At 44.3% G+C, this 21,461-nt stretch carries 23 protein-coding genes; 17 read left to right on the top strand and 6 right to left on the bottom strand.

What is annotated here, in order from left to right:
* Nucleotides 1-124: 124 nt before the first annotated feature.
* The 6 genes from LLW17_RS05170 to LLW17_RS05195 form a co-directional block, all read right to left on the bottom strand.
* Nucleotides 125-1,468, bottom strand: coding sequence for an MATE family efflux transporter (locus tag LLW17_RS05170; protein ID WP_228229197.1), 1,344 nt, complete (start codon nucleotides 1,466-1,468; stop codon nucleotides 125-127).
* A gap of 113 nt (nucleotides 1,469-1,581) precedes the next feature.
* Nucleotides 1,582-2,622 (bottom strand): ferrochelatase, encoded by a 1,041-nt coding sequence (hemH, locus tag LLW17_RS05175; RefSeq protein WP_228229198.1) that lies wholly within the window; start codon nucleotides 2,620-2,622, stop codon nucleotides 1,582-1,584.
* A 90-nt stretch (nucleotides 2,623-2,712) separates the two neighbouring features.
* A complete protein-coding gene (locus tag LLW17_RS05180; RefSeq protein WP_099644369.1) occupies nucleotides 2,713-3,018 on the bottom strand; it encodes a type II toxin-antitoxin system RelE/ParE family toxin in 306 nt (101 codons plus the stop codon).
* Nucleotides 3,018-3,236, bottom strand: a complete 219-nt coding sequence (locus LLW17_RS05185) for an addiction module protein (protein ID WP_228229199.1) — start codon at nucleotides 3,234-3,236, stop codon at nucleotides 3,018-3,020. Before LLW17_RS05185 ends, LLW17_RS05180 begins: the two co-directional genes overlap by 1 nt.
* Nucleotides 3,237-3,364: 128 nt before the next feature.
* Complete coding sequence (locus LLW17_RS05190; protein WP_228229200.1) at nucleotides 3,365-4,090, bottom strand: ThuA domain-containing protein; 726 nt, start codon at nucleotides 4,088-4,090, stop codon at nucleotides 3,365-3,367.
* Nucleotides 4,091-4,101: 11 nt separating this feature from the next.
* Nucleotides 4,102-4,989 (bottom strand): helix-turn-helix transcriptional regulator, encoded by an 888-nt coding sequence (locus tag LLW17_RS05195; protein WP_228229201.1) that lies wholly within the window; start codon nucleotides 4,987-4,989, stop codon nucleotides 4,102-4,104.
* 191 nt (nucleotides 4,990-5,180) lie between these two features.
* On the opposite strand from LLW17_RS05195, the gene hemA reads away from it, so the two are divergent.
* The 17 genes from hemA to LLW17_RS05280 all read left to right on the top strand — a co-directional run bounded on the left by hemA (nucleotide 5,181) and on the right by LLW17_RS05280 (nucleotide 21,305).
* A complete protein-coding gene (hemA, locus tag LLW17_RS05200) occupies nucleotides 5,181-6,446 on the top strand; it encodes a glutamyl-tRNA reductase (RefSeq protein ID WP_228229202.1) in 1,266 nt (421 codons plus the stop codon).
* Between the two features lie 3 nt (nucleotides 6,447-6,449).
* Nucleotides 6,450-7,367, top strand: a complete 918-nt coding sequence (gene hemC / locus LLW17_RS05205; protein ID WP_228229203.1) for a hydroxymethylbilane synthase — start codon at nucleotides 6,450-6,452, stop codon at nucleotides 7,365-7,367.
* Nucleotides 7,368-7,379: 12 nt separating this feature from the next.
* A complete protein-coding gene (locus LLW17_RS05210) occupies nucleotides 7,380-8,081 on the top strand; it encodes a uroporphyrinogen-III synthase (protein ID WP_228229204.1) in 702 nt (233 codons plus the stop codon).
* 36 nt (nucleotides 8,082-8,117) lie between these two features.
* The gene (hemE, locus tag LLW17_RS05215) at nucleotides 8,118-9,149 is read left to right on the top strand and encodes a uroporphyrinogen decarboxylase (RefSeq protein ID WP_228229205.1); all 1,032 of its coding nucleotides are present in this window, start codon (nucleotides 8,118-8,120) and stop codon (nucleotides 9,147-9,149) included.
* Nucleotides 9,146-9,637, top strand: coding sequence for a DUF6973 domain-containing protein (locus LLW17_RS05220; RefSeq protein ID WP_228229206.1), 492 nt, complete (start codon nucleotides 9,146-9,148; stop codon nucleotides 9,635-9,637). Before hemE ends, LLW17_RS05220 begins: the two co-directional genes overlap by 4 nt.
* Nucleotides 9,634-10,395, top strand: a complete 762-nt coding sequence (locus LLW17_RS05225) for an EI24 domain-containing protein (protein ID WP_228229207.1) — start codon at nucleotides 9,634-9,636, stop codon at nucleotides 10,393-10,395. The genes LLW17_RS05220 and LLW17_RS05225 overlap by 4 nt, the downstream gene beginning before the upstream one ends.
* Nucleotides 10,379-10,909 carry a GNAT family N-acetyltransferase gene (locus tag LLW17_RS05230; protein ID WP_228229208.1) on the top strand — a complete coding sequence of 177 codons (531 nt, stop codon included), beginning with the start codon at nucleotides 10,379-10,381 and terminating at the stop codon, nucleotides 10,907-10,909. The genes LLW17_RS05225 and LLW17_RS05230 overlap by 17 nt, the downstream gene beginning before the upstream one ends.
* A gap of 3 nt (nucleotides 10,910-10,912) precedes the next feature.
* Nucleotides 10,913-11,815 (top strand): oxygen-dependent coproporphyrinogen oxidase, encoded by a 903-nt coding sequence (gene hemF / locus LLW17_RS05235; protein ID WP_228229209.1) that lies wholly within the window; start codon nucleotides 10,913-10,915, stop codon nucleotides 11,813-11,815.
* Nucleotides 11,816-11,836: 21 nt separating this feature from the next.
* A complete protein-coding gene (locus tag LLW17_RS05240) occupies nucleotides 11,837-13,132 on the top strand; it encodes an ATP-binding protein (protein WP_228229210.1) in 1,296 nt (431 codons plus the stop codon).
* Nucleotides 13,132-14,343, top strand: a complete 1,212-nt coding sequence (locus LLW17_RS05245; RefSeq protein WP_228229211.1) for a tetratricopeptide repeat protein — start codon at nucleotides 13,132-13,134, stop codon at nucleotides 14,341-14,343. Before LLW17_RS05240 ends, LLW17_RS05245 begins: the two co-directional genes overlap by 1 nt.
* 85 nt (nucleotides 14,344-14,428) lie before the next feature.
* Entirely contained in the window at nucleotides 14,429-15,418 is a 990-nt protein-coding gene (hemB, locus tag LLW17_RS05250; RefSeq protein ID WP_228229212.1) for a porphobilinogen synthase, read from the top strand.
* A gap of 2 nt (nucleotides 15,419-15,420) precedes the next feature.
* The gene (locus LLW17_RS05255) at nucleotides 15,421-15,930 is read left to right on the top strand and encodes a DinB family protein (protein ID WP_228229213.1); all 510 of its coding nucleotides are present in this window, start codon (nucleotides 15,421-15,423) and stop codon (nucleotides 15,928-15,930) included.
* Nucleotides 15,931-16,031: 101 nt separating this feature from the next.
* Nucleotides 16,032-17,210: a CNNM domain-containing protein gene (locus LLW17_RS05260; RefSeq protein ID WP_228229214.1), complete on the top strand. Its 1,179-nt coding sequence runs from the start codon at nucleotides 16,032-16,034 to the stop codon at nucleotides 17,208-17,210.
* Complete coding sequence (locus LLW17_RS05265) at nucleotides 17,207-17,680, top strand: methylated-DNA--[protein]-cysteine S-methyltransferase (RefSeq protein WP_228229215.1); 474 nt, start codon at nucleotides 17,207-17,209, stop codon at nucleotides 17,678-17,680. The genes LLW17_RS05260 and LLW17_RS05265 overlap by 4 nt, the downstream gene beginning before the upstream one ends.
* A gap of 51 nt (nucleotides 17,681-17,731) precedes the next feature.
* Nucleotides 17,732-18,871, top strand: a complete 1,140-nt coding sequence (locus tag LLW17_RS05270) for a serine hydrolase domain-containing protein (RefSeq protein WP_228229216.1) — start codon at nucleotides 17,732-17,734, stop codon at nucleotides 18,869-18,871.
* Between the two features lies 1 nt (nucleotide 18,872).
* A complete protein-coding gene (locus tag LLW17_RS05275) occupies nucleotides 18,873-19,586 on the top strand; it encodes a 3'-5' exonuclease (protein ID WP_228229217.1) in 714 nt (237 codons plus the stop codon).
* 27 nt (nucleotides 19,587-19,613) lie between these two features.
* Nucleotides 19,614-21,305: an ABC transporter ATP-binding protein gene (locus LLW17_RS05280; RefSeq protein WP_228229349.1), complete on the top strand. Its 1,692-nt coding sequence runs from the start codon at nucleotides 19,614-19,616 to the stop codon at nucleotides 21,303-21,305.
* Nucleotides 21,306-21,461 lie beyond the last annotated feature (156 nt).

A 21,461-nucleotide genomic window follows, 5' to 3' on the forward strand; every position in this document is an offset into this window, starting at 1 on the left:
CTGTTTCTAAAATACTAAAAAACCAATTCCCACAGCCTGGCATTTTTAACTTGATTACTTCAGAAATCATTTCCTAAGCAGCACTGCTTAAAATGAATAGTCAAGATTAAATAAAAGCAGTGCTTTAATTCAAGGTCTTTCGAATTTCCCTGTTTAAAATGAGGCCTGTTATAATTGTTGATAACGTATCTGCAATGGGAAAGGAAATCCAAACACCAATTTCTCCAAAATACCTGGGTAAAATAAGCACCAACGGAATAAAGAAAAATCCTTGTCTGGTGAGCGTTAAGAGCAATGCCGGAATCGCCTTGCCAATCGCCTGATAATACGCCGAACCTATTAATTGAATCCCAATAATGGGAACAGCAGCAAACACCCAGCGCATGGCGTTTGGCGTATCTTTTAGAACCGCTTCGTCTTGAGTAAATACCGAAACGATAGCTTCCGGAAAGGCCATAATGACTATAAAAATCAACAAGGCAACGCCACACGCATAGGTGATGGCAAGCTTAATGCTTTCGCGAACGCGGGAATAATTATTTGCGCCGTAATTGTATCCTGCAATTGGCAGAAAACCTTGCGTTACTCCCAAAACCGGGAACAAGGCAAACATGAGCATTCGGCCAATAATGCCATAAACGGTGACCGATGCCTCGCCGCCAAGATCAAAAAGAATATTGTTCATCAACAAATAGGTCACACTCACCACCGCCTGTCTGGCCAGCGTCACGAAGCCCAGTGCAGACATTTCTTTGAGAATGGGCAAATCGAGACCAAAATGACCGACATCTATTTTTAACTCGGAGTTGTCGCTTAAAAAATACCAGAGAATATAAAAGAAACAGCAAATGTAGGAGGCTGTGGTTGCCCAGGCGGCACCTTCCATTCCCATATCCAGCAAATTGATGAGAATGTAGTCTAAAATTAAATTCCCCACTGAAGGAATGATCATTGCGATCATAGCAAATTTAGGCTTGCCTTCGGCCCGAATAACGTTGTTTCCCATCATCGATAAAGCCAATACGGGCACGCCGTACAAGACGATACGATAGTAGATTTTAGCCGGTTCAAAAATGTCGCCTTTTCCGCCGAAAGTCGGAATGAGATCGTTTATAAAAACCAGACCTAAAATCACCATGCTTACCGTAAGCAACAGGGTAATCGTGATTTGATTGCCAAAGGTTTTAAGGGCTTTGCCCGAATCATTGGCACCCAAAGCCCGCGAAATAATCGAAGAACCGCCAATCCCGATTGCCATCCCCAAAGCCGCGATAAAAAAGGACACCGGAAGCACCACATTGATCGCCGCAATGGCAATACTGCCGATCCAGTTGCCCACAAAAATGGTATCAACCAGAATATTGAGGGACATCACCAGAATCCCGATTGACGCGGGAACCGCCTGTTTGATCAACAGGCCGGCGATGGGTTGGCTTCCTAAGGCTTCAGATTTATTGGGTTTGAGCAATTTTATAAATGTATATGGTGAACAGCGTTTGCTACTAATTGGTCAGTCTGAGCTTGTCGAAGACCGTTTTAAAATTTAAACTTCGACAGGCTCAGTTTGACACTAAATACCGGCTATGCAATCGCTTTTGAGGCTTCAACCAGTGCCCAGTCGTTAATCCAGGTAGCTACTACGTGCGCCCAGTCGTCGCGGTCGTTCAGGCAGGGAATGGTGGTGAATTCTTTTCCGCCCACTTCGTGAAAAATTTCTTCGCCTTCCATCGCGATTTCTTCTAAGGTCTCGAGGCAATCACTTACGAATGCCGGAGTTACAATCGCCATTTTTTTAATACCTTCCTTACCAAAACGCTCTATGGTTCGGTCTGTATAGGGCTGTAACCAGGGATCAAAACCTAAGCGGGATTGAAACGAGGTAAAATAGGTGCCTTCTTTAAGATTGAGCTTTTCAGCCACCTGCCGCGTGGTCTCGTAACACTGATGGCGGTAGCAAAACTGGTGTGCCGCCGATGCAGTCTTGCAGCAGCTGCCGTCTATCTTGCAATGGCTTTTAGTCACATCGCTCTTACGAATGTGTCGTTCGGGCACCCCATGATAACTGAAAACCAGCATCTCGTAATCAAGATCCTTTATTTTTTCGTCAATACTGTTGGAAAGTACCTCAATATACTCGGGCTTGTTGTAAAAGGCAGGAATGTCTGAAAAACGCATATGCGGAAAGTGCTCCTTGCGTAATTCTTCGGCTAAGACCAGAATAGTTTCTGTAGTTGCCATGGCAAACTGGGGATACAAGGGTATGATCAACACCTCATCAACGCCCTGCTCATCCAGCTCTTTTAAACCATCAAGCATAGACGGTGTGCCGTAACGCATTCCCAAAGCCACCGGAACATCAACCTTATCAGCCACTTTTTCCTGAAGCATTTCACTTAAAACAATAAGCGGCGAACCTTTTTCCCACCAAATTTTTGAATAAGCTTCAGCCGATTTTTTTGGCCGGGTATTAAGAATGATTCCTTTTACGAGCAAGGTTCTTGCCCACTTGGGAAAGTCGATTACCCGCTCATCCATTAAAAACTGACCAAGGTATTTTTTTACGTCTTTAGGGTCTGTGCTATCTGGCGAACCCAGATTGACCATAAGTACTCCTTTTTTCATCGTTTCCTTTTTTAAGTGCTAAAATTACGACTTATCGTTTGTTTAGGAAGCAAAAGTGATAAGGGTTCTGCAAGGAGTTATTGGGAAAATTTATTTTATTCGTTTGCGTGCCAACTCGGGGTTCCTCCGAAAATGTAAAACCGCGAAAACAACAAGTTGCTTTTGGTCATCTTGCACTAAATAGAAAATGGAGTATGGAAAGCGAGCGACCAGGGATTGCCTTAATTCCTTATACCTACGTTGATAGTGTTCGGGAAATTCAGCTATATAATCTATTTCCTTATTGACCTGTATTTTAAAATCTTTTGCTAATGTGGGATTTATGGTAGCATACCACTTCTTGGCTTCCTTTAAATCTTCAAGTACTTTCGGAAGTAAAATGACCCGGTATTTCATTACCAGTCCTTTTTGACTTCTTCCCAATTTAAGAAGTCTTGCGGATTGTTCTCATATGCTTTAAGACGCCGGTCTAATTCTGCTTTGTGCTCCGGGTAAAGTTCTTCTGCGTAATCGCGCTCCTGACCCAAAATACGTTCCAGCTTATCCATAACATCATCACTTTCGACCCTTAAAAGCTCTTTTATAAATTTATATTTCCGTACATCCAGATCCATAGCTTAGGTATTTAGGAGTATTAAATTTACACTTTTATTATTTAGAAAAGTTATAACATTCATTCCCCCAAGCCCTTCCTTTGAAGGTAGGTTTGGAGGGATGCTATTTTTGCAAATGCCTATGTATCCTACTCCATCAACCACTTCATCACCTCCTCAAGGTGTTTTCTAAACAGCGGCTCGGCATAGGCCTCTTCTGTATGGCCGCCGCCGGTGTAATACATTTCCCCCTCACCTACCTTATGAAACCAGGCGTGCGGATGGTAATCCCCGTTTGCACCACCTTCATAAGAAGACTCATCAAGCGTGAGTGTGACGTGTACATTAGGACTTAAGTTTTTAAAATTGTACCATTCATCAGTGCGCTCATAACGCTCCGGAAACATCGCAACCGTTGGATGCTTTTCTTTTTTAACCACAGTTGCCTTTTGGGTTTTGGGATGGCTCATAAAATACCCGCCAATAAATTCCCCATACCATGGCCAGCCGTATTCGGTATCACTGGCAGCATGAATCCCGAAAAACTTACCCCCATTTTCCATATAATTTTTAAATGCTTCCTGCTGCTCCTCACCCAGTATATCACCGGTGGTGCTTAAAAACACCACGAGGTCAAAATTCTTCAGGTTTTGAGGCGTAAAAATCAACGAGTCTTCAGAATGCTGTACCGCCCAAACGTTTTCGCGACCGATTTCGCGAAGCGTCTCCACTCCCGTTTCTATGGATGCGTGTCTAAAACCATTTGTTTTTGTAAAAACCAGCACATTTTTAGTGCCTTTTGACAAGGGTTTTTGAGCCGAATTGCAACTCAGCATCAGGATGGCGATTGTTAACAGCAGTCCCAGTGTTCTCATAGCATTTAATTTTAGTTTAAAGATTGAACGTACTTTTTGGGTGTGGTACCAAATTGCTTTTTAAAAGCCGCGATAAAATGACTGGCCGTGCTATAACCTATTTTCAGCCCTACTTCATTTACATTATGCGAACCGCTGGCGAGCAGTTGGCGGGCGACTTCCATCTTATAGTCGAATAAAAAACTGTAAACCGAATCGCCGTAAATCTGCTTAAAGCCCTCCTTAAGTTTATTTAAACTCAGGTTGATCTCATCTGCCAGCTCCTGCAGAGAGGGCGGTTCGGCCATACGGGCAATCACGATATCCTTGGCCTTTTTGATTTTAGCCACATTGTCTTCATCTACGAGAAACGGACATTGCTCGGTGTCGGCCTCTGATGGGCGGTTAAAATACAGACTCAGCAACTCATAAGCTTTGCCTTTAAAGTACAGGGCTTTGACAGAAGGATGCAAATTGTAATTCATCAACTGGTTGAGCACAATCGCCATCGAAGGCGAGATCAATCCGTCTTTATAATATTTGCGATCCCGGTTTTCATCGCTGAGGAAGGTTATAAAATCGGCTTCACGGGAGAACAGGGAGTGAAATTTTTTGATCGAAATAAATACCGAAATCACCCAGGTCTCGGGTGCGATTTCCAGATTTATGGGTAAATCCCGCTGCGGATTGTACAGTAAAAGCGAGTGTTCTTCACTTAAGGGCAAACGGTAATTGCCTTCATTAAAGAGAAATAACGAATTCCCTTTGGCACAAAAATGAAACTGAATGTAGCTGCTGTCTACCTGCCGCGTGACCACCTGTTTTTCAGCGGTTTCATTATTAAATTTTAAAATAAAAAACCCTTCTTCAATACGGGTTTCCCGGTATAAACCTGAAGCGTTATTTTCTAAAGTTTCCATCCTGTAAATTTCGTCTATTATTTAGATTTATTCTAAACAAACCGATTTTATAAAAATCGAATTACCCCACTAAATTAGCCCTTTTTCAGCATTTTAGTCAAAAAACACCGCTTTTATTCAGGCATCGTTAAAAATCATGCTTCCAGCGTTATTTTTTAATACATACACAGAATACTTTTGCAGCCTATCTTATGAATACAAACGGCAAACGACATTTTTATCCGGCTTATCCCGGGGATTTTTTCGCCATTGGCTTAAGCTATCTTAAAGCAGATGCCGAAACACGCGGGCATTTCGCTGTGGATGCCAAAATTCAGGATCAAATTTTACTTCGTGCTAAAGAAGAGGGAATTGAAGGTCTGAGCATCATTTCTACCTGTAACCGCACCGAATTGTATGGTTTTGCTCAGGAGCCGCTCGATCTGGTAAAATTGTTGTGCGAGCATACCCGCGGCACGATTGAAGAATTTGAGGCCGTTTCCTATTTCTATAAAAACGAAGACGCGGTTGCACACCTGTTTAAAGTGGGCACCGGTCTCGACAGCCAGATTCTGGGAGATTTTGAGATCATCAGTCAGTTAAAAAATGGCTTTCGCAGAGCGAAAAAACTCAAACTCGTCAATCCGTTTATGGAGCGCCTCATCAATGCCGTTATTCAGGCCAGCAAGCGTATCAAAAACGAAACGAATATTTCAAGCGGGGCTACTTCGGTGAGTTTTGCTTCGGTACAGTATATTTTATCCCGGGTTCCTTTTGTTTCCGAAAAAAACATTTTGCTTTTCGGCACCGGAAAAATTGGGCGTAATACCTGTGAAAATTTGGTCAAACACACCCAAAACGATCACATCACGCTCATCAACCGCACCAAAGATAAAGCCGAAAAAATCGCGGGTAAGTTTAACCTTATCGTTAAAGATTACGCAGATATCCAATCTGAAATCGCAGCTGCAGACGTGCTTATCGTCGCAACCGGTGCGCAAAAACCCACGATTTCCAGGGAATTGATATACCTCAAAAAGCCGCTGCTAATTCTGGATTTGAGTATTCCGAAAAATGTAAATGAGAATGTGGAGGAAGTAGAAGGCGTGAGCCTGGTGCATCTGGACCAACTTTCGCAAATCACAAACGATACGCTTAACCGCCGTAAAAAACAGCTGCCTCAGGCACAGGCGATCATTGATGAAATTAAAGAGGAGTTTTACGAGTGGCTCACCACGCGCCAGTTTGCTCCTACCATTAAAGCACTTAAATTGAAACTGGCCGATATGAAAGCCGGTGAGATTGACAATCAGCGTCGCAAAATCGCCAATTTTAACGAAGAACAGGCCGAGATCATCAGCGAGCGCATCATTCAGAAAATTACCACACAGTTTGCAAAACACTTAAAAACCGAGGACCTTACCAGCACCGAAAGTCTGGACCTCATTCAAAAAGTGTTCAATCTTCAAAACAACTAAGCTTTGGCAAAAACCATACGCATAGGCACCCGCGATAGCGAACTCGCGCTCTGGCAGGCCCATACCGTGCAGGATCAACTCAACAAACTGGGTTATAAAACCGAATTGGTTTCGGTTAAATCTACGGGCGATCTCATATTGGATAAACCGCTTTACGAACTGGGCATCACCGGGATTTTTACGAAAACCCTCGATGTGGCAATGATTAACGGTACGGTTGATATTGCGGTACACTCTATGAAAGATGTGCCCACGCAATTGCCAAAAGGCATCCTTCAGGGAGCGGTTTTACCCCGCGCGGCACAGGAAGATATTTTTGTTTTTAAGGGCGAAAAAACCGAAGCTGCATTTGAAGATGCGACTACCATTGCCACAGGCAGTTTGCGACGCAAAGCCCAATGGCTACACAAATACCCGAAGCATCAGGTTGTTGATTTACGCGGCAATGTCAATACCCGTCTTCAAAAAGTAGCCGACAACGACTGGGCCGGAGCCATTTTTGCGAAAGCAGGCCTGGAGCGCATCAACCTCAAACCCGAAAATCATATTGTGCTCGACTGGATGATTCCGGCACCGGCTCAGGGTGCGATGGTAATTGCGGTGATGCAGGAGGATTCGTTTTGCAGGGAAGCCTGTGCCAAACTCAACGACAAAAATGCCGAACTCGCCACACGCGTAGAACGCGAATTCCTGCGAAAACTGGAAGGTGGTTGCACAGCACCCATTGGCGCTTATGCAAAAATCAAAGATGAACACATTCATTTTCACGGAGCCCTTTTCAGTCTTGACGGAAGCCAAAAAATGGAAATCGAGGAAGCCATTCCGGTACGTGAATCTCAGGATTTTGGCGCTTTGTGCGCACTCAAAATCCTTGAAAGCGGTGGCCGCGAGTTGATGGAAACTATTAAGAAAGAACTTTAACCCTCATCCTCGATGCAAAGTATTCTTTCTACTAAGCGACTTTCAGTCTCCCAAAAGAACCTGATTTTGGGAGCCGGTTTTTCCGTGGTTGAATACGATGCGATACACATAGATTTTCTTGATTTTGACCTTCCGCAGCAACTAGAAAATCTCATTTTCACCAGCAAAAATGCAGTCCAGGCTTTTCTAAACAAAGTTCGCCTTAAAAAAAGTGAGCTAGCGAATCTTTCAAAGCTCCCTTCTCCGGCGGGAGAAGGGCCGGGGATGAGGTGCTATTGCGTAGGCCCCAAAACCGAAGCTTTACTTTTAAAAAATGGCTTCAACGTGGCAAAAAGCGCTCAAAACGCAGCAGATTTAGCCGATTTTATCGCAAAAAACCACAAAGACGCGCATTTTTGTTTTTTTTGCGGCAACAAGCGAAGAGATGTAGTGCCTCAAATTTTAAACGAAAACCAGATCCATTTTCAGGAGATTGAAGTGTATCAAACCGGCTTAAACGATAAAAAATTTGAGCAAAATTTTGACGCCGTTTTGTTTTTTAGTCCGAGCGGAGTGCAGAGCTTTACGCAACAAAACGATTTAAAAGATACACTTGCAGTTTGTATTGGTCAAACCACGGCAAACGAAGTTCAAAAACATACAGACCAGTATACGATTGCAAACGCCACCACGATTGAAAGCGTGATCGCGAGAGCCGTAAAAGTATTAAAATAAGAACCTCCCGACCCTACTCGGGATGATACCGAAATTATGATCAAAAACGATTTATTTTTAAGAGCACTTAAAGGCGAAACCGTAGAACGCCCGCCCGTTTGGATGATGCGTCAGGCCGGTCGCTACCTGCCCGAATTTCAGGAAATCAAGGCTAAATACGACTTTTTTACCCGTTGCCAGACTCCCGAATTGGCCAGCGAAATCACCGTACAGCCCATACGCCGTTACGGGATGGACGCAGCGATCCTCTTTAGTGATATTCTGGTTATTCCGCAGGCGATGAATATTGAGGTAGAAATGAAGCCCGGCGTGGGCCCATGGTTGCCAGATCCCATTCGGTCTATGGAGCAGTTAGATCGTGTGATCGTTCCGGACATCAACGATACCCTGGGCTATGTGATGGAGGCCATCAAGATGACCAAAGAAAAACTCAACGACGAGATTCCGTTGATCGGTTTTGCGGGTAGCCCCTGGACCATTCTGTGCTATTGCGTACAGGGACAGGGCTCCAAAAACTTCGATCTGGCTAAAGAATTTTGCTTTACTCAGCCCGAAGCTGCACACGCCCTGCTTCAGAGAATAACAGATACCACGATTCTGTATCTCAAAGAAAAGGTTAAAGCCGGCGTGAATGCCGTACAGGTTTTTGACAGCTGGGGCGGAATGCTTTCGCCCACAGATTATCAGGAATTCAGCTGGCAGTATATGCAGCAAATCATCGATGCCTTAAAAGACAAGGCTCCGGTGATCGCCTTTGGTAAAGGTTGCTGGTTTGCTTTGGGCGAAATGGCTAAAAGTGGTGCTTCGGCACTGGGTGTTGACTGGACCTGCAGCCCTAAGAATGCCCGTTATTTAACCGGTGGCAACATTACGCTTCAGGGAAATTTTGATCCTACACGCCTCTTTTCGCCCCCGAGCGAAATCAAGCGTATGGTTACCGAAATGATTGACGCTTTTGGCAAGGACAAATACATCGTAAACCTGGGCCACGGGATTTTACCGAATATTCCACTTGAAAATGCAGGTGCGTTTATTGAAGCGGTAAAAGAATACAAAGCCCAACGATGAGAATCTGGGCAACGCTAAAAACCCTGAGCATTCCTCAGCTTTTTAAACTTGCCCGGCTTTTTGCCACGCGACCTTTTTATATTCCGCTCAGCATCAAAGCTTCTAAAAAAGCAATGCAGGTTGCTACGGCGACGTACGGGAAAACGCATCATAAAAGCAACAAGGCCAATGCCTTTCGCCATGCCTTATGGGCGATGTTGTTAGGGCAAGCCGCCTATCGCAAAACTTCAGATGTAAAAAAAGCGCAGGACTGGGCGCTAAAATTCACTAATTTACACGAAGAATTGTTTGTGAATACGACGTTTGATCGGGAGATGGATTTGCACAACAACCATTTTGGTATCGAAGCTTTACCACACTATGTGCAGGCTACAGAAGCTGAAGTGATTCAGTTTTTGGAAACTGAAGCCGAAAAAGCAATCCGCATTTCGGCACCTGAAGAAGCGCATCAAAATCGAAAGCGTCTGGTCTATATTTCAGAAGAATGATAAAATCTATTTTTAAAGGCCTCGCAGCCTATAAAGACAGCCTCGGGCTCATCAGCAAACTCAGGCTCTGGAAGTATTTTGCCATCCCTATGGCGATTAGTTTTTTTACTGCCTTGCTCATTGGGGTAACCGCCTGGGGACTTTCAGATAATATCGGGGCATTGATCTCCAAGTTGTGGATCTGGGAATGGGGTGCACAAACCGTGGCTGCGCTCAGTACCATCGTAGGCGCTTTGATCATCATCGCTCTGGGACTTATTGCCTATAAACACCTCATTATGGCATTCTCTGCGCCCTTTATGAGTCCGGTTTCTGAAAAACTGGAAGCTCATTTTTACAGCGGAGTGCATCAGCACAGAAATACCTCAAACGCCGGCCAACTTGTGCGCGGTCTTAAAATCAACCTAAGGAATCTGGTGTGGGAACTTTTGCTTAGTATTCCGTTTTTGATTCTAAGCCTCATTCCCGTAATAGGGATCGCAGCCACAGCCATTCTTTTTTTGATTCAGGCCTATTATGCCGGTTTTGGAAATATGGATTACACCCTCGAACGGCATTTTCCGTATCGGGAAAGCGTTAACTTTGTAAAACGCCATCGGGGTTATGCGATAGGCAACGGCATTGTTTTTATGCTGTTTTTACTGATCCCGGTTGTGGGTATTATTTTGGTTTTGCCCATTTCGGTAACAGCCGCCAGCAAAACCACGCTCGAATTGTTAGACCAAAAAACTGTTTCTCCTGATGACCACAGAAACTGAATTCAACCTGGCTCTACTCACTCCTGAGGATGCCAAAGCCCTTAATACCCTTTTTAAAAGCAATAAGGATATTTTTAAGACCTATTTTCCTGAAACCTTTAAAAAAACCAAAACGATAAAAGCCTCAAAGGCCTATATCGAAGAAGCCATCGCGCTTTCGGAAGCCAAAAAATCCTTCCATTTTGCTTTAAATACGACCATTCACCCCGAAATGGCAGGATTAGTCATTCTAAAAGAAATTGATTCTGAAAAAGCTGAAGGTGAATTTGCTTATTGCCTGGACAAACGCTTCCACGGTCGCGGATGGATCACTCAGGCGGTAGAGCGCGTTTCAGACTTTGGGTACATCAATCATCAGATTTCGACCTTCAAAATCATTGCGCACAGCAGTAATGAAAAATGCATCAGTGTAGCCCAGCGCAGCGGCTTTGTATGGGACAGCACCCTTGAAAACGAATTTAAACCGGCACGCGGTAAAGCAAAAGACATGGAGCTTTACATCCTTAAAAAATAAAGCATGAGAGAGCAGTTTGTAAGCTATATCAAGAACTTACAAGATCAAATCACCTCAAAACTGGAAGAACTTGACGGGGTTGCAAGCTTTAAAGAAGACCTCTGGACACGTCCGGAAGGTGGCGGCGGGCGTACCCGTGTGATTGAAAACGGTGCGGCGATTGAGAAAGGCGGCGTTAATATTTCTGAAGTGCACGGCCCGCTCGCGCCGGCAATGCAACAGTATTTTAAAGTGGGGGATGTTAATTTTTTTGCCTGCGGTCTCAGCCTGGTTATACACCCCAAAAACCCCTATGCACCCACAGTTCACGCCAACTGGCGTTATTTTGAGATGTTTGAAAAAGACGGTACGCTGGTCGACTCGTGGTTTGGCGGCGGGCAGGATTTAACGCCCTATTACCTTTTTGAAGAAGATGCGGTACATTTTCACCAGACCTGCAAAACAGCCTGCGACGCGCACGATCCCGATTTTTACCCGCATTACAAGGCCCGTTGCGACGAGTATTTTCACAACAGCCACCGCGGTGAAGCGCGGGGAATAGGCGGCTTGTTTTTTGACTACCTCAAAGCCACCGAAGAGCGGTCTATGCAGGACTGGTATAATTTTGTCACTCAGGTAGGCGACAGTTTTCTGGATGCCTATGTGCCTATTCTAGCGAAGCGAAAAGATCTAGCCTACGGCGAAAAAGAGCGTGACTGGCAGGAAGTGCGCCGGGGCCGGTATGTAGAATTCAATCTGGTTCACGATAAAGGCACCCTTTTTGGCCTCAAAACAAACGGAAGGATTGAAAGTATCCTGATGAGTCTGCCCCCGCACGTGCAATGGCGCTACGACCATCATCCCGTTCCCGGAAGTCCGGAAGCTGAGCTGGTCGACGTTTTAGAAAACCCCAGAGAGTGGGTGTAACACACCAATTATTTTGCTATTATGTTAGAAAGTTTATTAGAAGCCTTAAAATTTTCACCGGAAAACATTCCGCTGCGTTTACAAATTGCCAAACTTTTCCTGCAAAATGGCAATACCCAAGAAGCAGAAGAGCATCTGCTGTTTATTTTAGGTAAAGAACCTCAACATCAGGATGCAAAATACAATTTAGCCACCTGTTTCTTCCGTCAGGAAAAATTTGGCGCAGCCGAACTTCTGCTCGAAGAAATACTGGCAAAACAAAAATCTCTAGAAGCACTGGAGCTGCTGTGTTACTGCTATATCAATCAGGGCGAACTACGCGATGCTCAGCATATCTATCAGGAAATACTAAGCATTGACACTAGATATACCAATGCCGAATTTGACGAAAAACTCAAAAATGCCACAACGTCGACCAACTCCAATTTTACCGATGAGGATGCCCTGAGTTTTATAGAAAAGCCCAAAGTGGGATTTTCAGACGTTGGCGGGATGGATCATATCAAAAGGGAAATCGATCTCAAAATCATTAAGCCGCTCCTGCATCAGGACATCTATAAGGCCTACGGCAAAAAAATAGGCGGCGGCATCCTGTTGTACGGCCCTCCCGGTTGCGGTAAAACCCACCTGGCAAAAGCCACTGCAGGGCAAATCAACGCAGATTTTATCAATGTAGGTATCAATGAAATTCTCGATATGTGGATTGGGAGTTCCGAACGCAACCTGCACGAGATTTTTGAAACTGCGCGGGCCAATAAGCCTTGCGTGATTTTTATAGATGAAATTGACGCGCTGGGCGCCAACCGAAACGATATGAATAAATCTTCGGGTCGCACGGTTATCAATCAGTTTCTTTCAGAATTAGATGGTGTAGATTCAGATAACGACGGGATTTTAGTTTTAGGAGCAACCAATGCGCCCTGGCATCTGGATCCCGCATTTAGACGCCCCGGAAGATTTGACCGTATCATTTTTGTGTCACCTCCGGATGAGGCTGCGCGGGAGAGTATTTTCAGAATACACCTTTCCAATAAACCCGTTGAGCGTATTGATTATGCCAATCTGGCTAAGGCGTCAAAAGATTTTTCGGGAGCTGATATTCAGGCAGTAATTGATGTGGCTATTGAAGAAAAACTGGAACAATCATTTGAATCAGGTATCCCTTCTCCCCTAAGCACCAAAGACTTATTAAAGGCGATTAAAAAAGTTAAGCCCAGTACCAAAGAATGGTTTTCATCGGCTAAAAATTATGCGCTTTACGCCAATGACGCGGGACTTTATGATGAAGTCTTACATTTCTTAAAAATTAAAAAATAATGGCTTCAGCTGTAGACAGAGGTATTACCCTATTTGAATTGGGCCGCTATGAAGAAGCGGTTAAACAACTAAGCGAAAATCCGGCAGACTTTACGGCTCGCTATTACCTGATGCTTTGTTTTTTCAATCTAAAGCAATACGATCGTGCCGAATTAATGACCAACGAGCTTTTAGCGCAAGACCCCAATCAACCGGATATTTTCTTTATAAAAGCGCGTATTGCCAGTCAGCGTAATCAGGATGCCGATGCCCTGTCGTTTATCGATGAGGCGATCTCTATGGATCCTGAAGAAGCAGACTATTTTGGTTTTAAAGCCGGACTTCTTCTGGATAAGAAAAAGTATGAAGAAGCACTCGACCTGGCTAATCACGGGCTTTCTATTGACGCTAAAAACAATTATTGTCTCAACCTGCGCGCACAGATTCTAACCAAATTGGATCGTAAGGAAGAAGCCGGCGAGACCGTTGAAAATATACTTTATGATAATCCTGAGGATAGTTTTTCACATGCCAATGTAGGCTGGGTTGCTTTAGAGCACGGCGATCATAAGAAAGCTATGGAACATTTTAGAATGGCTTTACAACTCAATCCAAACAATGAATATGCCCGCAGCGGAATGAGTACAGCTATTAAAGCTAAAAATTTCATTTTCCGTGCACATTTAAAATATGCGTTCTGGATTTCGAAGCAACAAGGCAAAAATCAATGGATCTTTATTATTGGTATTTATCTGGTCTATCGTTTGTCCGTAAAACTACTGGGTGCAGCAGGCCTGTCTGTATTGGCAGTCCCATTGATCATTGCATATCTTTTATTTGCTCTGGGAAGCTGGATGATAGATCCCATCTCGAATGCCATTCTTGCTCTGGACAAAAATGGAAAATACCTTTTGGATCAGAATGAAAAGTTTAGCGGTATTGCCATTTTCTCTCTTGTGATTACAGCGCTAATTGCCGGTTCGGTTTTCTATGCCACGGGAATTGCCTATTTGGCCGCGATAGGTCTGGCAAGCCTATGTACTATGGTTCCATTACCCAGTTCGTTTTTAAGAGACGGGAAAAGAAGTAGATACTTTGCAATGATTTATGGTAGTCTGATCCTACTGGTAGGATTAATAGGACCTTTTGTTGTTACCGACATTGGTGATGTATTAATCGCAATCATTTTTATGCTGGTCGCTTTTACCTGGCTGGATAATATTGTGAAGTAAAAAAATTCTTGCTTTAAGAAAAACGAAAATGCCAATCAAGCAGATTTAAAAGAATAGAAATAGTAATTAGAATAAAAATAAAACTATGTTTCCATTAAGAAGAAATCGCAGATTACGTACCACAGAAGCCATGCGCGCCCTGGTACGTGAAACCACCATATCGCCCAATGACTTTATCGTTCCCCTTTTTGTAGTGGAAGGAAAAGGAGTTAAAGACGAAATCGCATCGATGCCGGGTTACTACCGCCTGAGCCTTGATAATTTGCAGAAAGAAGTAAAAGAACTCTGGAAACTGGGCTTAAAAAGTGTTTTGTTGTTTGTAAAAGTAGATGACAAACTCAAAGACAACAGCGGTACCGAAGCTTTAAACCCCAACGGTTTGATGCAGCGCTCCATCAAAGCCGTTAAAGATGCCGTACCGGGAATGGTCGTGATGACCGATGTCGCGTTAGATCCTTTTTCATCCTTTGGCCACGACGGTATCGTGGGCGGCGGTAAAATCGTAAACGACGATACCAGCGCTGTTTTAGCCGAAATGGCACTTTCGCACGCCAATGCAGGCGCAGATGTGGTGGCACCCAGCGATATGATGGACGGCCGTATCTTTGAAATGCGTACCCTGCTTGAAGATGAAGGGCATCACGATATAGGCATTATGAGTTATTCGGCTAAATATGCTTCTGCATTTTACGGTCCGTTTCGCGATGCGCTAGACAGTGCACCGGTAGATTTAAAAGATGTGCCTAAGGATAAGAAAACCTATCAGATGGACTATGCAAACCGCGAGGAAGCGGTAAAAGAAACCCTGATGGACATTGACGAAGGCGCCGATATCGTGATGGTAAAACCCGGTCTTTGCTATCTGGATATCGTGCGCGATATTAAAAACGCGGTAAATGTACCCGTTGCCGTGTATCAAGTGAGCGGCGAATATGCGATGATCAAAGCTGCGGCAGAACGCGGCTGGCTCGATCACGATGCGGTGGTTTTAGAACAGACCTTCGCGATTAAGCGCGCAGGTGCCGATCTGATTGCTAGTTATTTTGCAAAGGATGTGGTTAAATTGATTTCCTAAACATGCGCAGCATTTACCCACTCCTGATTCTTCTCCTGAGCCTGACTACCATCCAGGCTCAGGAAAATCTATATAAACAAGCCTGGCTTGAAAAATGGCAAAACTCTAAAGCCTATTTGATCGCAATCGCTGAAGAAATGCCCGACTCGCTTTACGATTATAAACCCACCGAGCGGGAGATGAGTTTTGAGGAACAACTCCAACACATAAACGGTAATATGGAATGGCTGGCAACTACCTATTTTGATAAACCGGAAGCTGAAGTGAGTACCGCTACCAACTCCAAAGAACGCATCATTGCCAATCTCGCGTCCTCATTTGATTTGATTTTCGAGACGATTAAAGCTTATCCCGAAGCGCGTTTTGCAGAACCGGTCGACTTTTTTGCGGGTGAAAAATCGCGCTTGCAAATTCTCAATTTGCTTCAGGATCACATCACCCACCATCGCGGACAGCTCATCGTGTACCTCAACTTAAACGCTTTGAAACCACCTCAATATACAGGATGGTAGCAGGTGGGCTTAGTAAAACCAAATGATTACCTAAGCTTTTCTTAAGCCTTTGGCGAGACCCTTTCATTTATACTATATTTATCGCAAATCAAAACTAACCGATGGCACTACTTATCGCATATGCGTTTATTTCGATATTTTTTTCCTTCTTATGCTCCATTCTGGAGGCTGTTTTACTCAGTATTACGCCAAACTTTATCCGCATCAAGACCAAAGAAGGTAAAGGCTATGCAGAAACCTTAGCGAATTTTAAAAAAGACATTGACAAGCCCTTAATCGCGATTCTTACGCTCAACACCATCGCGCACACTGTAGGTGCAATTTTGGTGGGAGATCAGGCCGGTAAAATGGCTATTGAATCGGGCTATGAACTGAGTATTTTAGGAATCAATTTCGTAGGTCTGGTATCTACTATTATGACACTTGCGATTTTGGTTTTATCTGAAATCATCCCAAAAACCATAGGCGCTACTTACTGGAAATCCCTTGGTAATTTTACTGCGAAAACCCTAACCATTATCCTGCTGCTGCTCAAATACACCGGGATCCTGTGGATTTTGATGCAGGTAACCAAACTGGTGGGCAAGTCAGCTCACGTGAGTACGATGAGCCGTGAAGAATTTATGGCGCTTACCGATGCTGCCGAAAAAGAAGGTGTTTTTGAAGACAACGAGACCACGGTTATTAAAAACCTGCTCGTTTTTAAATCGGTTTTGGCTAAAGACGTGATGACTCCGTTTCCGGTAGTAATATCGGAAGATGAAACCAAATCCCTGAAAGAGTTTCATAAAGAACACCGCCATCTTAAATTTTCACGTATTCCCGTTTATCACGGTAAAACCCACAACATTACCGGCTTCATCCTTAAAGATGATGTGCTGGAAGAAATTGTGGAAGAGCACGGCGATAAACTGCTTTCAGACATCAAACGCGATATTCTGATTGTCAACGCAGACCAGCCTATTCCCGAACTTTTTGATACGTTTATTAAAAGTCGCGGGCATCTGGCTCTGGTTACCGATGAATTTGGAAACACGATAGGGATCGTCACGATGGAAGACATTATTGAAACCCTTCTGGGGCTTGAAATAATGGACGAGAGCGATACCATTGAAGATATGCAGGTGCAGGCTCGTAAAAACTGGGAACGCCGCGCAAAACGTATGGGAATCGTTTTGGAAGAAGCTCCAAAACCTGCCGAAAACGTTCAGCTTGATCCACAGCACGATATCGAAGCTAAAAAGAAACCTTCCGGCGATACCGATTCTGATTCTGAATGAGCATTGCCTATCTAACTTCACCACTGGGAACTGTTCTCCTTGAAGGCGATGAAGAAGGATTGCAGCGCGTGGCATTTTTAGATGAAAAAATTCCGCAAAGCGAAAACATACCGGAAGCATTGCACGATGCGTTTCTACAATTGGAAGACTATTTCGCCGGAAAGCGCAGCACTTTCAGTCTTAAATTAAACCCGCAAGGTACCGACTTTCAAAAACGGGTCTGGCAGCAACTGGCCGAAATTCCTTTTGGCAAAACCACTTCCTATTTACAAATGGCTAAAGATCTGGGAGATCCCAAAGTTATTCGTGCGGCAGCCTCCGCAAACGGAAAAAACCCCATCGCCATCATCATTCCCTGTCATCGTGTGATTGGCAGTGACCAGTCTATGACCGGCTACGCCGGGGGGATCTGGCGCAAAAAATGGCTGCTCGAACACGAAAGTCCGGTGACTCAGCAGTCTCTTTTCTAGAAGTGCAGATTTCCTCAAAAAATCCTAAGCCTTTTTCGGTATCTTTAGAATATGAAACTACTCAAACGCCTTTTTCTTGGTTTGATAAGCCTGATCGTCGTACTCATCATCGCATTGTATGTGTTTGATTACGATTATTTACTCAAAGCCGTACGCACCATTTATTTAACCGGGCACACCACTGCATATCTGGAAGATTATAAAAAGTTTGACAACACCACAATCGCGCATGGTACGCCCCAGGCCTGGCCCGAAGCTGCAAATTACAACACCCATGAGCCGAGCGAAAAGCTAAAGCAAATTCATAAGCAATACAGCTCTGTTGCCTTTCTGGTGATCAAAAACGACAGCATCGTATTTGAAAACTACTACGATGGTTTTGGGCAGACCTCAAAAAGTAACTCGTTTTCGATGGCTAAAAGTTATGTTTCGGCATTGCTGGGCAAAGCTATTATGCAGGGCCATATCAAAAGTCTGGAGCAGCCCGTAGGTGATTTCATTCCGGAATATGCCACCGGAACAGCAGCTTTAATGACTGTAGGCGACCTCGCCTCGATGGCCAGCGGCCTCAACTGGGACGAGTCGTATTACAGTCCGTTTTCGGTGACTACACGGGCGTATTTTGATGACAATCTGGATCCCGTGATGCGCAATCTGGGAATGAAAGGTGAGCCCGGGCAAGGCTTTACTTACCTCAGCGGCAATACTCAACTCCTGGCGATGGTTCTTGAAAAAGCTACAGGCAAAAAACTCGCAGACTACCTTTCAGAAAGCCTTTGGAAACCGATCGGCGCTCAGGAAGATGCCTTGTGGCAGCTGGATAGTGAAGACGGCGGACTCGTAAAAGCCTATTGCTGCATCGCTTCAAACGCACGTGATTTTGCACGTCTGGGCAAATTGTACAAAGATTTTGGGAAGTGGAATGGCAGACAGCTTTTGGATTCTGCTTTTGTGGCAGAATCAATCCAACCCCGGTTTGAAGGGGAACCTTACGGTTACGGCTTTTGGTTGATGGATTATAAAGGCAAAGACGTATTTATGATGCGCGGGCATCTGGGCCAATATGTGATGGTACTGCCTGAAGATGATCTCATCGTGGTACGACTGGGGCACAGCCATGGCCCGCTTGCTGAAAACGGGTATCCGGCCGAGCTGGAAACCTATTTTGATGAATCTTATAAAATGAATTGAGATGATAAGTCGCCTCAACTTAGAGCACATTCTGTTTCTCGATATCGAGACGGTACCCCAACACGAGCAGTTTAGCGATCTGGATGAAACCACGCAGCAGTTGTATGCTGACAAAACCGAATACCAACGCCGTGACGAGTTTACTGCCGAAGAATTTTACGAGCGTGCGGGCATCTGGGCCGAATTTGGGAAAATTGTCTGCATATCTGTAGGCTACTTTAAGATAGAAGAAGAAAAACGCAACTTTAGGACCACAACCTTTTCGGGCACCGAAAAAGAATTACTGCTTCAGTTTAAAAAACTACTCAGCGAACATTACAACAAGCCACAGCACGTACTTTGCGCCCACAACGGGAAAGAGTTTGACTTTCCGTTTATTGCCCGAAGAATGATTGTAAATGGAATCAAGCTTCCGTTTAAACTGGATCTCTTTGGCAAAAAACCCTGGGAAATTCCGCATCTCGATACGCTCGAATTGTGGAAATTTGGCGACTACAAACACTATACGTCTCTAAAACTACTCACCAAAATTCTGGATATTCCTTCACCAAAAACAGACATTGACGGCAGCCAGGTACGCAATGTGTATTACAAACATAAAGATATCAAACGCATAATAGAATATTGTGAGCGGGACGTGGTTGCTGTAGCCCAAATTGTGCTGCGCCTTAGGAATGAAAGCCTATTGCAGGAAAACGAAATCATCTCGGTCTGATTTATACCGCATTAATTGTACATTTAAATCGTGAAAGACGCGCTACTACACATAAAAACCCTGAATCTTGAGTTTAAAAGCGGTAAAACCGTCAATAAAGTGCTTCAGGATGTTGATTTTTTCATCAGGAAGAATGAAATATTAGGGGTGGTCGGGGAGTCTGGTTCCGGTAAATCGGTCACCAGTCTGGCGATTTTGGGACTACTGCCTGAGCGCATTTCGAGAATCACTTCCGGCGCAATTTATTTTGAAGGTCAAAACCTTCTGGAATATTCTCAGGATCAGCTGCGCAACCTGCGGGGCAAGGACATTTCCATGATTTTTCAGGAGCCTATGAGTTCGCTAAACCCCTCGATGAAATGCGGCAAACAGGTAACTGAAATCTTACTCAGACATACGCAAATCAGTAAATCCAACGCTAAAAACGAAGTGATTAAACTGTTTAATCAGGTTAAATTACCGCGACCCGAAGCTGTTTTTAATTCCTATCCCCACGAGATCAGCGGGGGCCAAAAGCAGCGCGTGATGATTGCGATGGCTATTGCCTGCAAGCCCAAATTACTCATCGCAGATGAACCTACAACCGCACTGGATGTTACCGTTCAAAAAGAGATCATTCTGTTGCTCAAAGAGCTGCAGCAGCAAACCGGAATGAGCATCCTCTTCATCTCGCACGACTTATCGCTGGTGAGTGAGATCGCCGACCGGGTGATCGTGATGTATAAAGGCAAAATTGTAGAAAGTGGAAGTGCAGTTGAAATTTTCAAGAATCCCAAAGAAGATTATACCAAAGCCCTTATTTACGCCAGGCCTTCAACCACAGAGCGACTGGCAAAACTCCCTACCGTAGCCGATTTTCTGGCCAATAAACCCATGTCACAACCTGTGACTACTGCAGAACGCAACGAGTCCCATCGTAAAATCTACGCAGGCACTCCCCTTTTGGAAATCAAAAATGTAGAAAAAGAGTATTTCAACTCGGTTTCTTTTTTTGGCAAAGCCGAAAGCGTCAAGGCAGTTAATGACGTGAGTTTTTCAATCTTTGAAGGCGAAACGCTAGGTCTGGTGGGCGAAAGCGGTTGCGGTAAATCTACCTTGGGAAACCTCATTCTTCAACTGGATAAACCCACCGCCGGAAGCATTTTTTACAAGGGAACAGATCTCACCAAATTAAGCACTACCCAATTGCGCCATTTGCGTAAGGATATACAGATCATTTTTCAGGATCCCTATTCGTCGCTTAACCCCAGGCTTACGGTGGGACGCGCCATTACCGAAGCCATGCAGGTGCATAAGCTCTACAACTCGGCTCAGGAGCGCAAAGCCGAAGCTTTAAAATTACTGGAAGAAGTAGGTTTATTACCGGAGCATTTTGACCGTTATCCGCACGAGTTTAGCGGCGGGCAGCGTCAGCGCATAGGTATTGCGCGTACGATTGCGGTAAAACCAAAATTTATTGTGTGTGACGAGTCGGTCTCTGCGTTGGATATTTCGGTGCAGGCACAGGTGCTTAACCTGCTAAACAGCCTAAAGAACAGTTATAATTTTACCTATTTATTTATCTCCCACGATCTTGCGGTAGTCAAATACATTTCAGACCGCTTACTGGTTATGCGTGCCGGAAAATTTGAAGAAACAGGTGAGGCAGATGCTGTTTATGAAAACCCTCAAAGTGCCTATACAAAGGCGCTTATTAAAGCGATTCCTCAGGGAATCTAAATCATAAAAAGAAATACTTTTTTAGCGACGTAGGCTAACTTGGCAGTGGTCTTAAAAAACTCTAGTAACGAATGCTTTGTTTTGCGTAGGGATGAAATCATTATAAGGGATTTTTTGGTGGCTTCGCCAAAGGATTTGATACCTTAAAACTCGCCC

Origin of the sequence: Leeuwenhoekiella parthenopeia, assembly GCF_020782115.1 — a bacterium.
Classification (GTDB): Bacteria; Bacteroidota; Bacteroidia; order Flavobacteriales; family Flavobacteriaceae; genus Leeuwenhoekiella; species Leeuwenhoekiella parthenopeia.

Excerpts from the sequence above, each read along its gene's own strand:
- hemA (WP_228229202.1), top strand. The coding sequence starts at position 5,181 with ATGAATACAAACGGCAAACGACATTTTTATCCGGCTTATCCCGGGGAT.
- LLW17_RS05275 (WP_228229217.1), top strand. The coding sequence starts at position 18,873 with ATGATAAGTCGCCTCAACTTAGAGCACATTCTGTTTCTCGATATCGAG.
- LLW17_RS05185 (WP_228229199.1), bottom strand. The coding sequence starts at position 3,236 with ATGGATCTGGATGTACGGAAATATAAATTTATAAAAGAGCTTTTAAGG.
- hemH (WP_228229198.1), bottom strand. The coding sequence starts at position 2,622 with ATGAAAAAAGGAGTACTTATGGTCAATCTGGGTTCGCCAGATAGCACA.
- LLW17_RS05210 (WP_228229204.1), top strand. The coding sequence starts at position 7,380 with ATGCAAAGTATTCTTTCTACTAAGCGACTTTCAGTCTCCCAAAAGAAC.
- LLW17_RS05270 (WP_228229216.1), top strand. The coding sequence starts at position 17,732 with ATGAAACTACTCAAACGCCTTTTTCTTGGTTTGATAAGCCTGATCGTC.
- LLW17_RS05230 (WP_228229208.1), top strand. The coding sequence starts at position 10,379 with ATGACCACAGAAACTGAATTCAACCTGGCTCTACTCACTCCTGAGGAT.
- LLW17_RS05265 (WP_228229215.1), top strand. The coding sequence starts at position 17,207 with ATGAGCATTGCCTATCTAACTTCACCACTGGGAACTGTTCTCCTTGAA.
- hemB (WP_228229212.1), top strand. The coding sequence starts at position 14,429 with ATGTTTCCATTAAGAAGAAATCGCAGATTACGTACCACAGAAGCCATG.
- LLW17_RS05190 (WP_228229200.1), bottom strand. The coding sequence starts at position 4,090 with ATGAGAACACTGGGACTGCTGTTAACAATCGCCATCCTGATGCTGAGT.
- hemF (WP_228229209.1), top strand. The coding sequence starts at position 10,913 with ATGAGAGAGCAGTTTGTAAGCTATATCAAGAACTTACAAGATCAAATC.
- LLW17_RS05240 (WP_228229210.1), top strand. The coding sequence starts at position 11,837 with ATGTTAGAAAGTTTATTAGAAGCCTTAAAATTTTCACCGGAAAACATT.
- LLW17_RS05195 (WP_228229201.1), bottom strand. The coding sequence starts at position 4,989 with ATGGAAACTTTAGAAAATAACGCTTCAGGTTTATACCGGGAAACCCGT.
- LLW17_RS05225 (WP_228229207.1), top strand. The coding sequence starts at position 9,634 with ATGATAAAATCTATTTTTAAAGGCCTCGCAGCCTATAAAGACAGCCTC.
- LLW17_RS05180 (WP_099644369.1), bottom strand. The coding sequence starts at position 3,018 with ATGAAATACCGGGTCATTTTACTTCCGAAAGTACTTGAAGATTTAAAG.
- LLW17_RS05255 (WP_228229213.1), top strand. The coding sequence starts at position 15,421 with ATGCGCAGCATTTACCCACTCCTGATTCTTCTCCTGAGCCTGACTACC.
- LLW17_RS05260 (WP_228229214.1), top strand. The coding sequence starts at position 16,032 with ATGGCACTACTTATCGCATATGCGTTTATTTCGATATTTTTTTCCTTC.
- hemE (WP_228229205.1), top strand. The coding sequence starts at position 8,118 with ATGATCAAAAACGATTTATTTTTAAGAGCACTTAAAGGCGAAACCGTA.
- LLW17_RS05220 (WP_228229206.1), top strand. The coding sequence starts at position 9,146 with ATGAGAATCTGGGCAACGCTAAAAACCCTGAGCATTCCTCAGCTTTTT.
- LLW17_RS05245 (WP_228229211.1), top strand. The coding sequence starts at position 13,132 with ATGGCTTCAGCTGTAGACAGAGGTATTACCCTATTTGAATTGGGCCGC.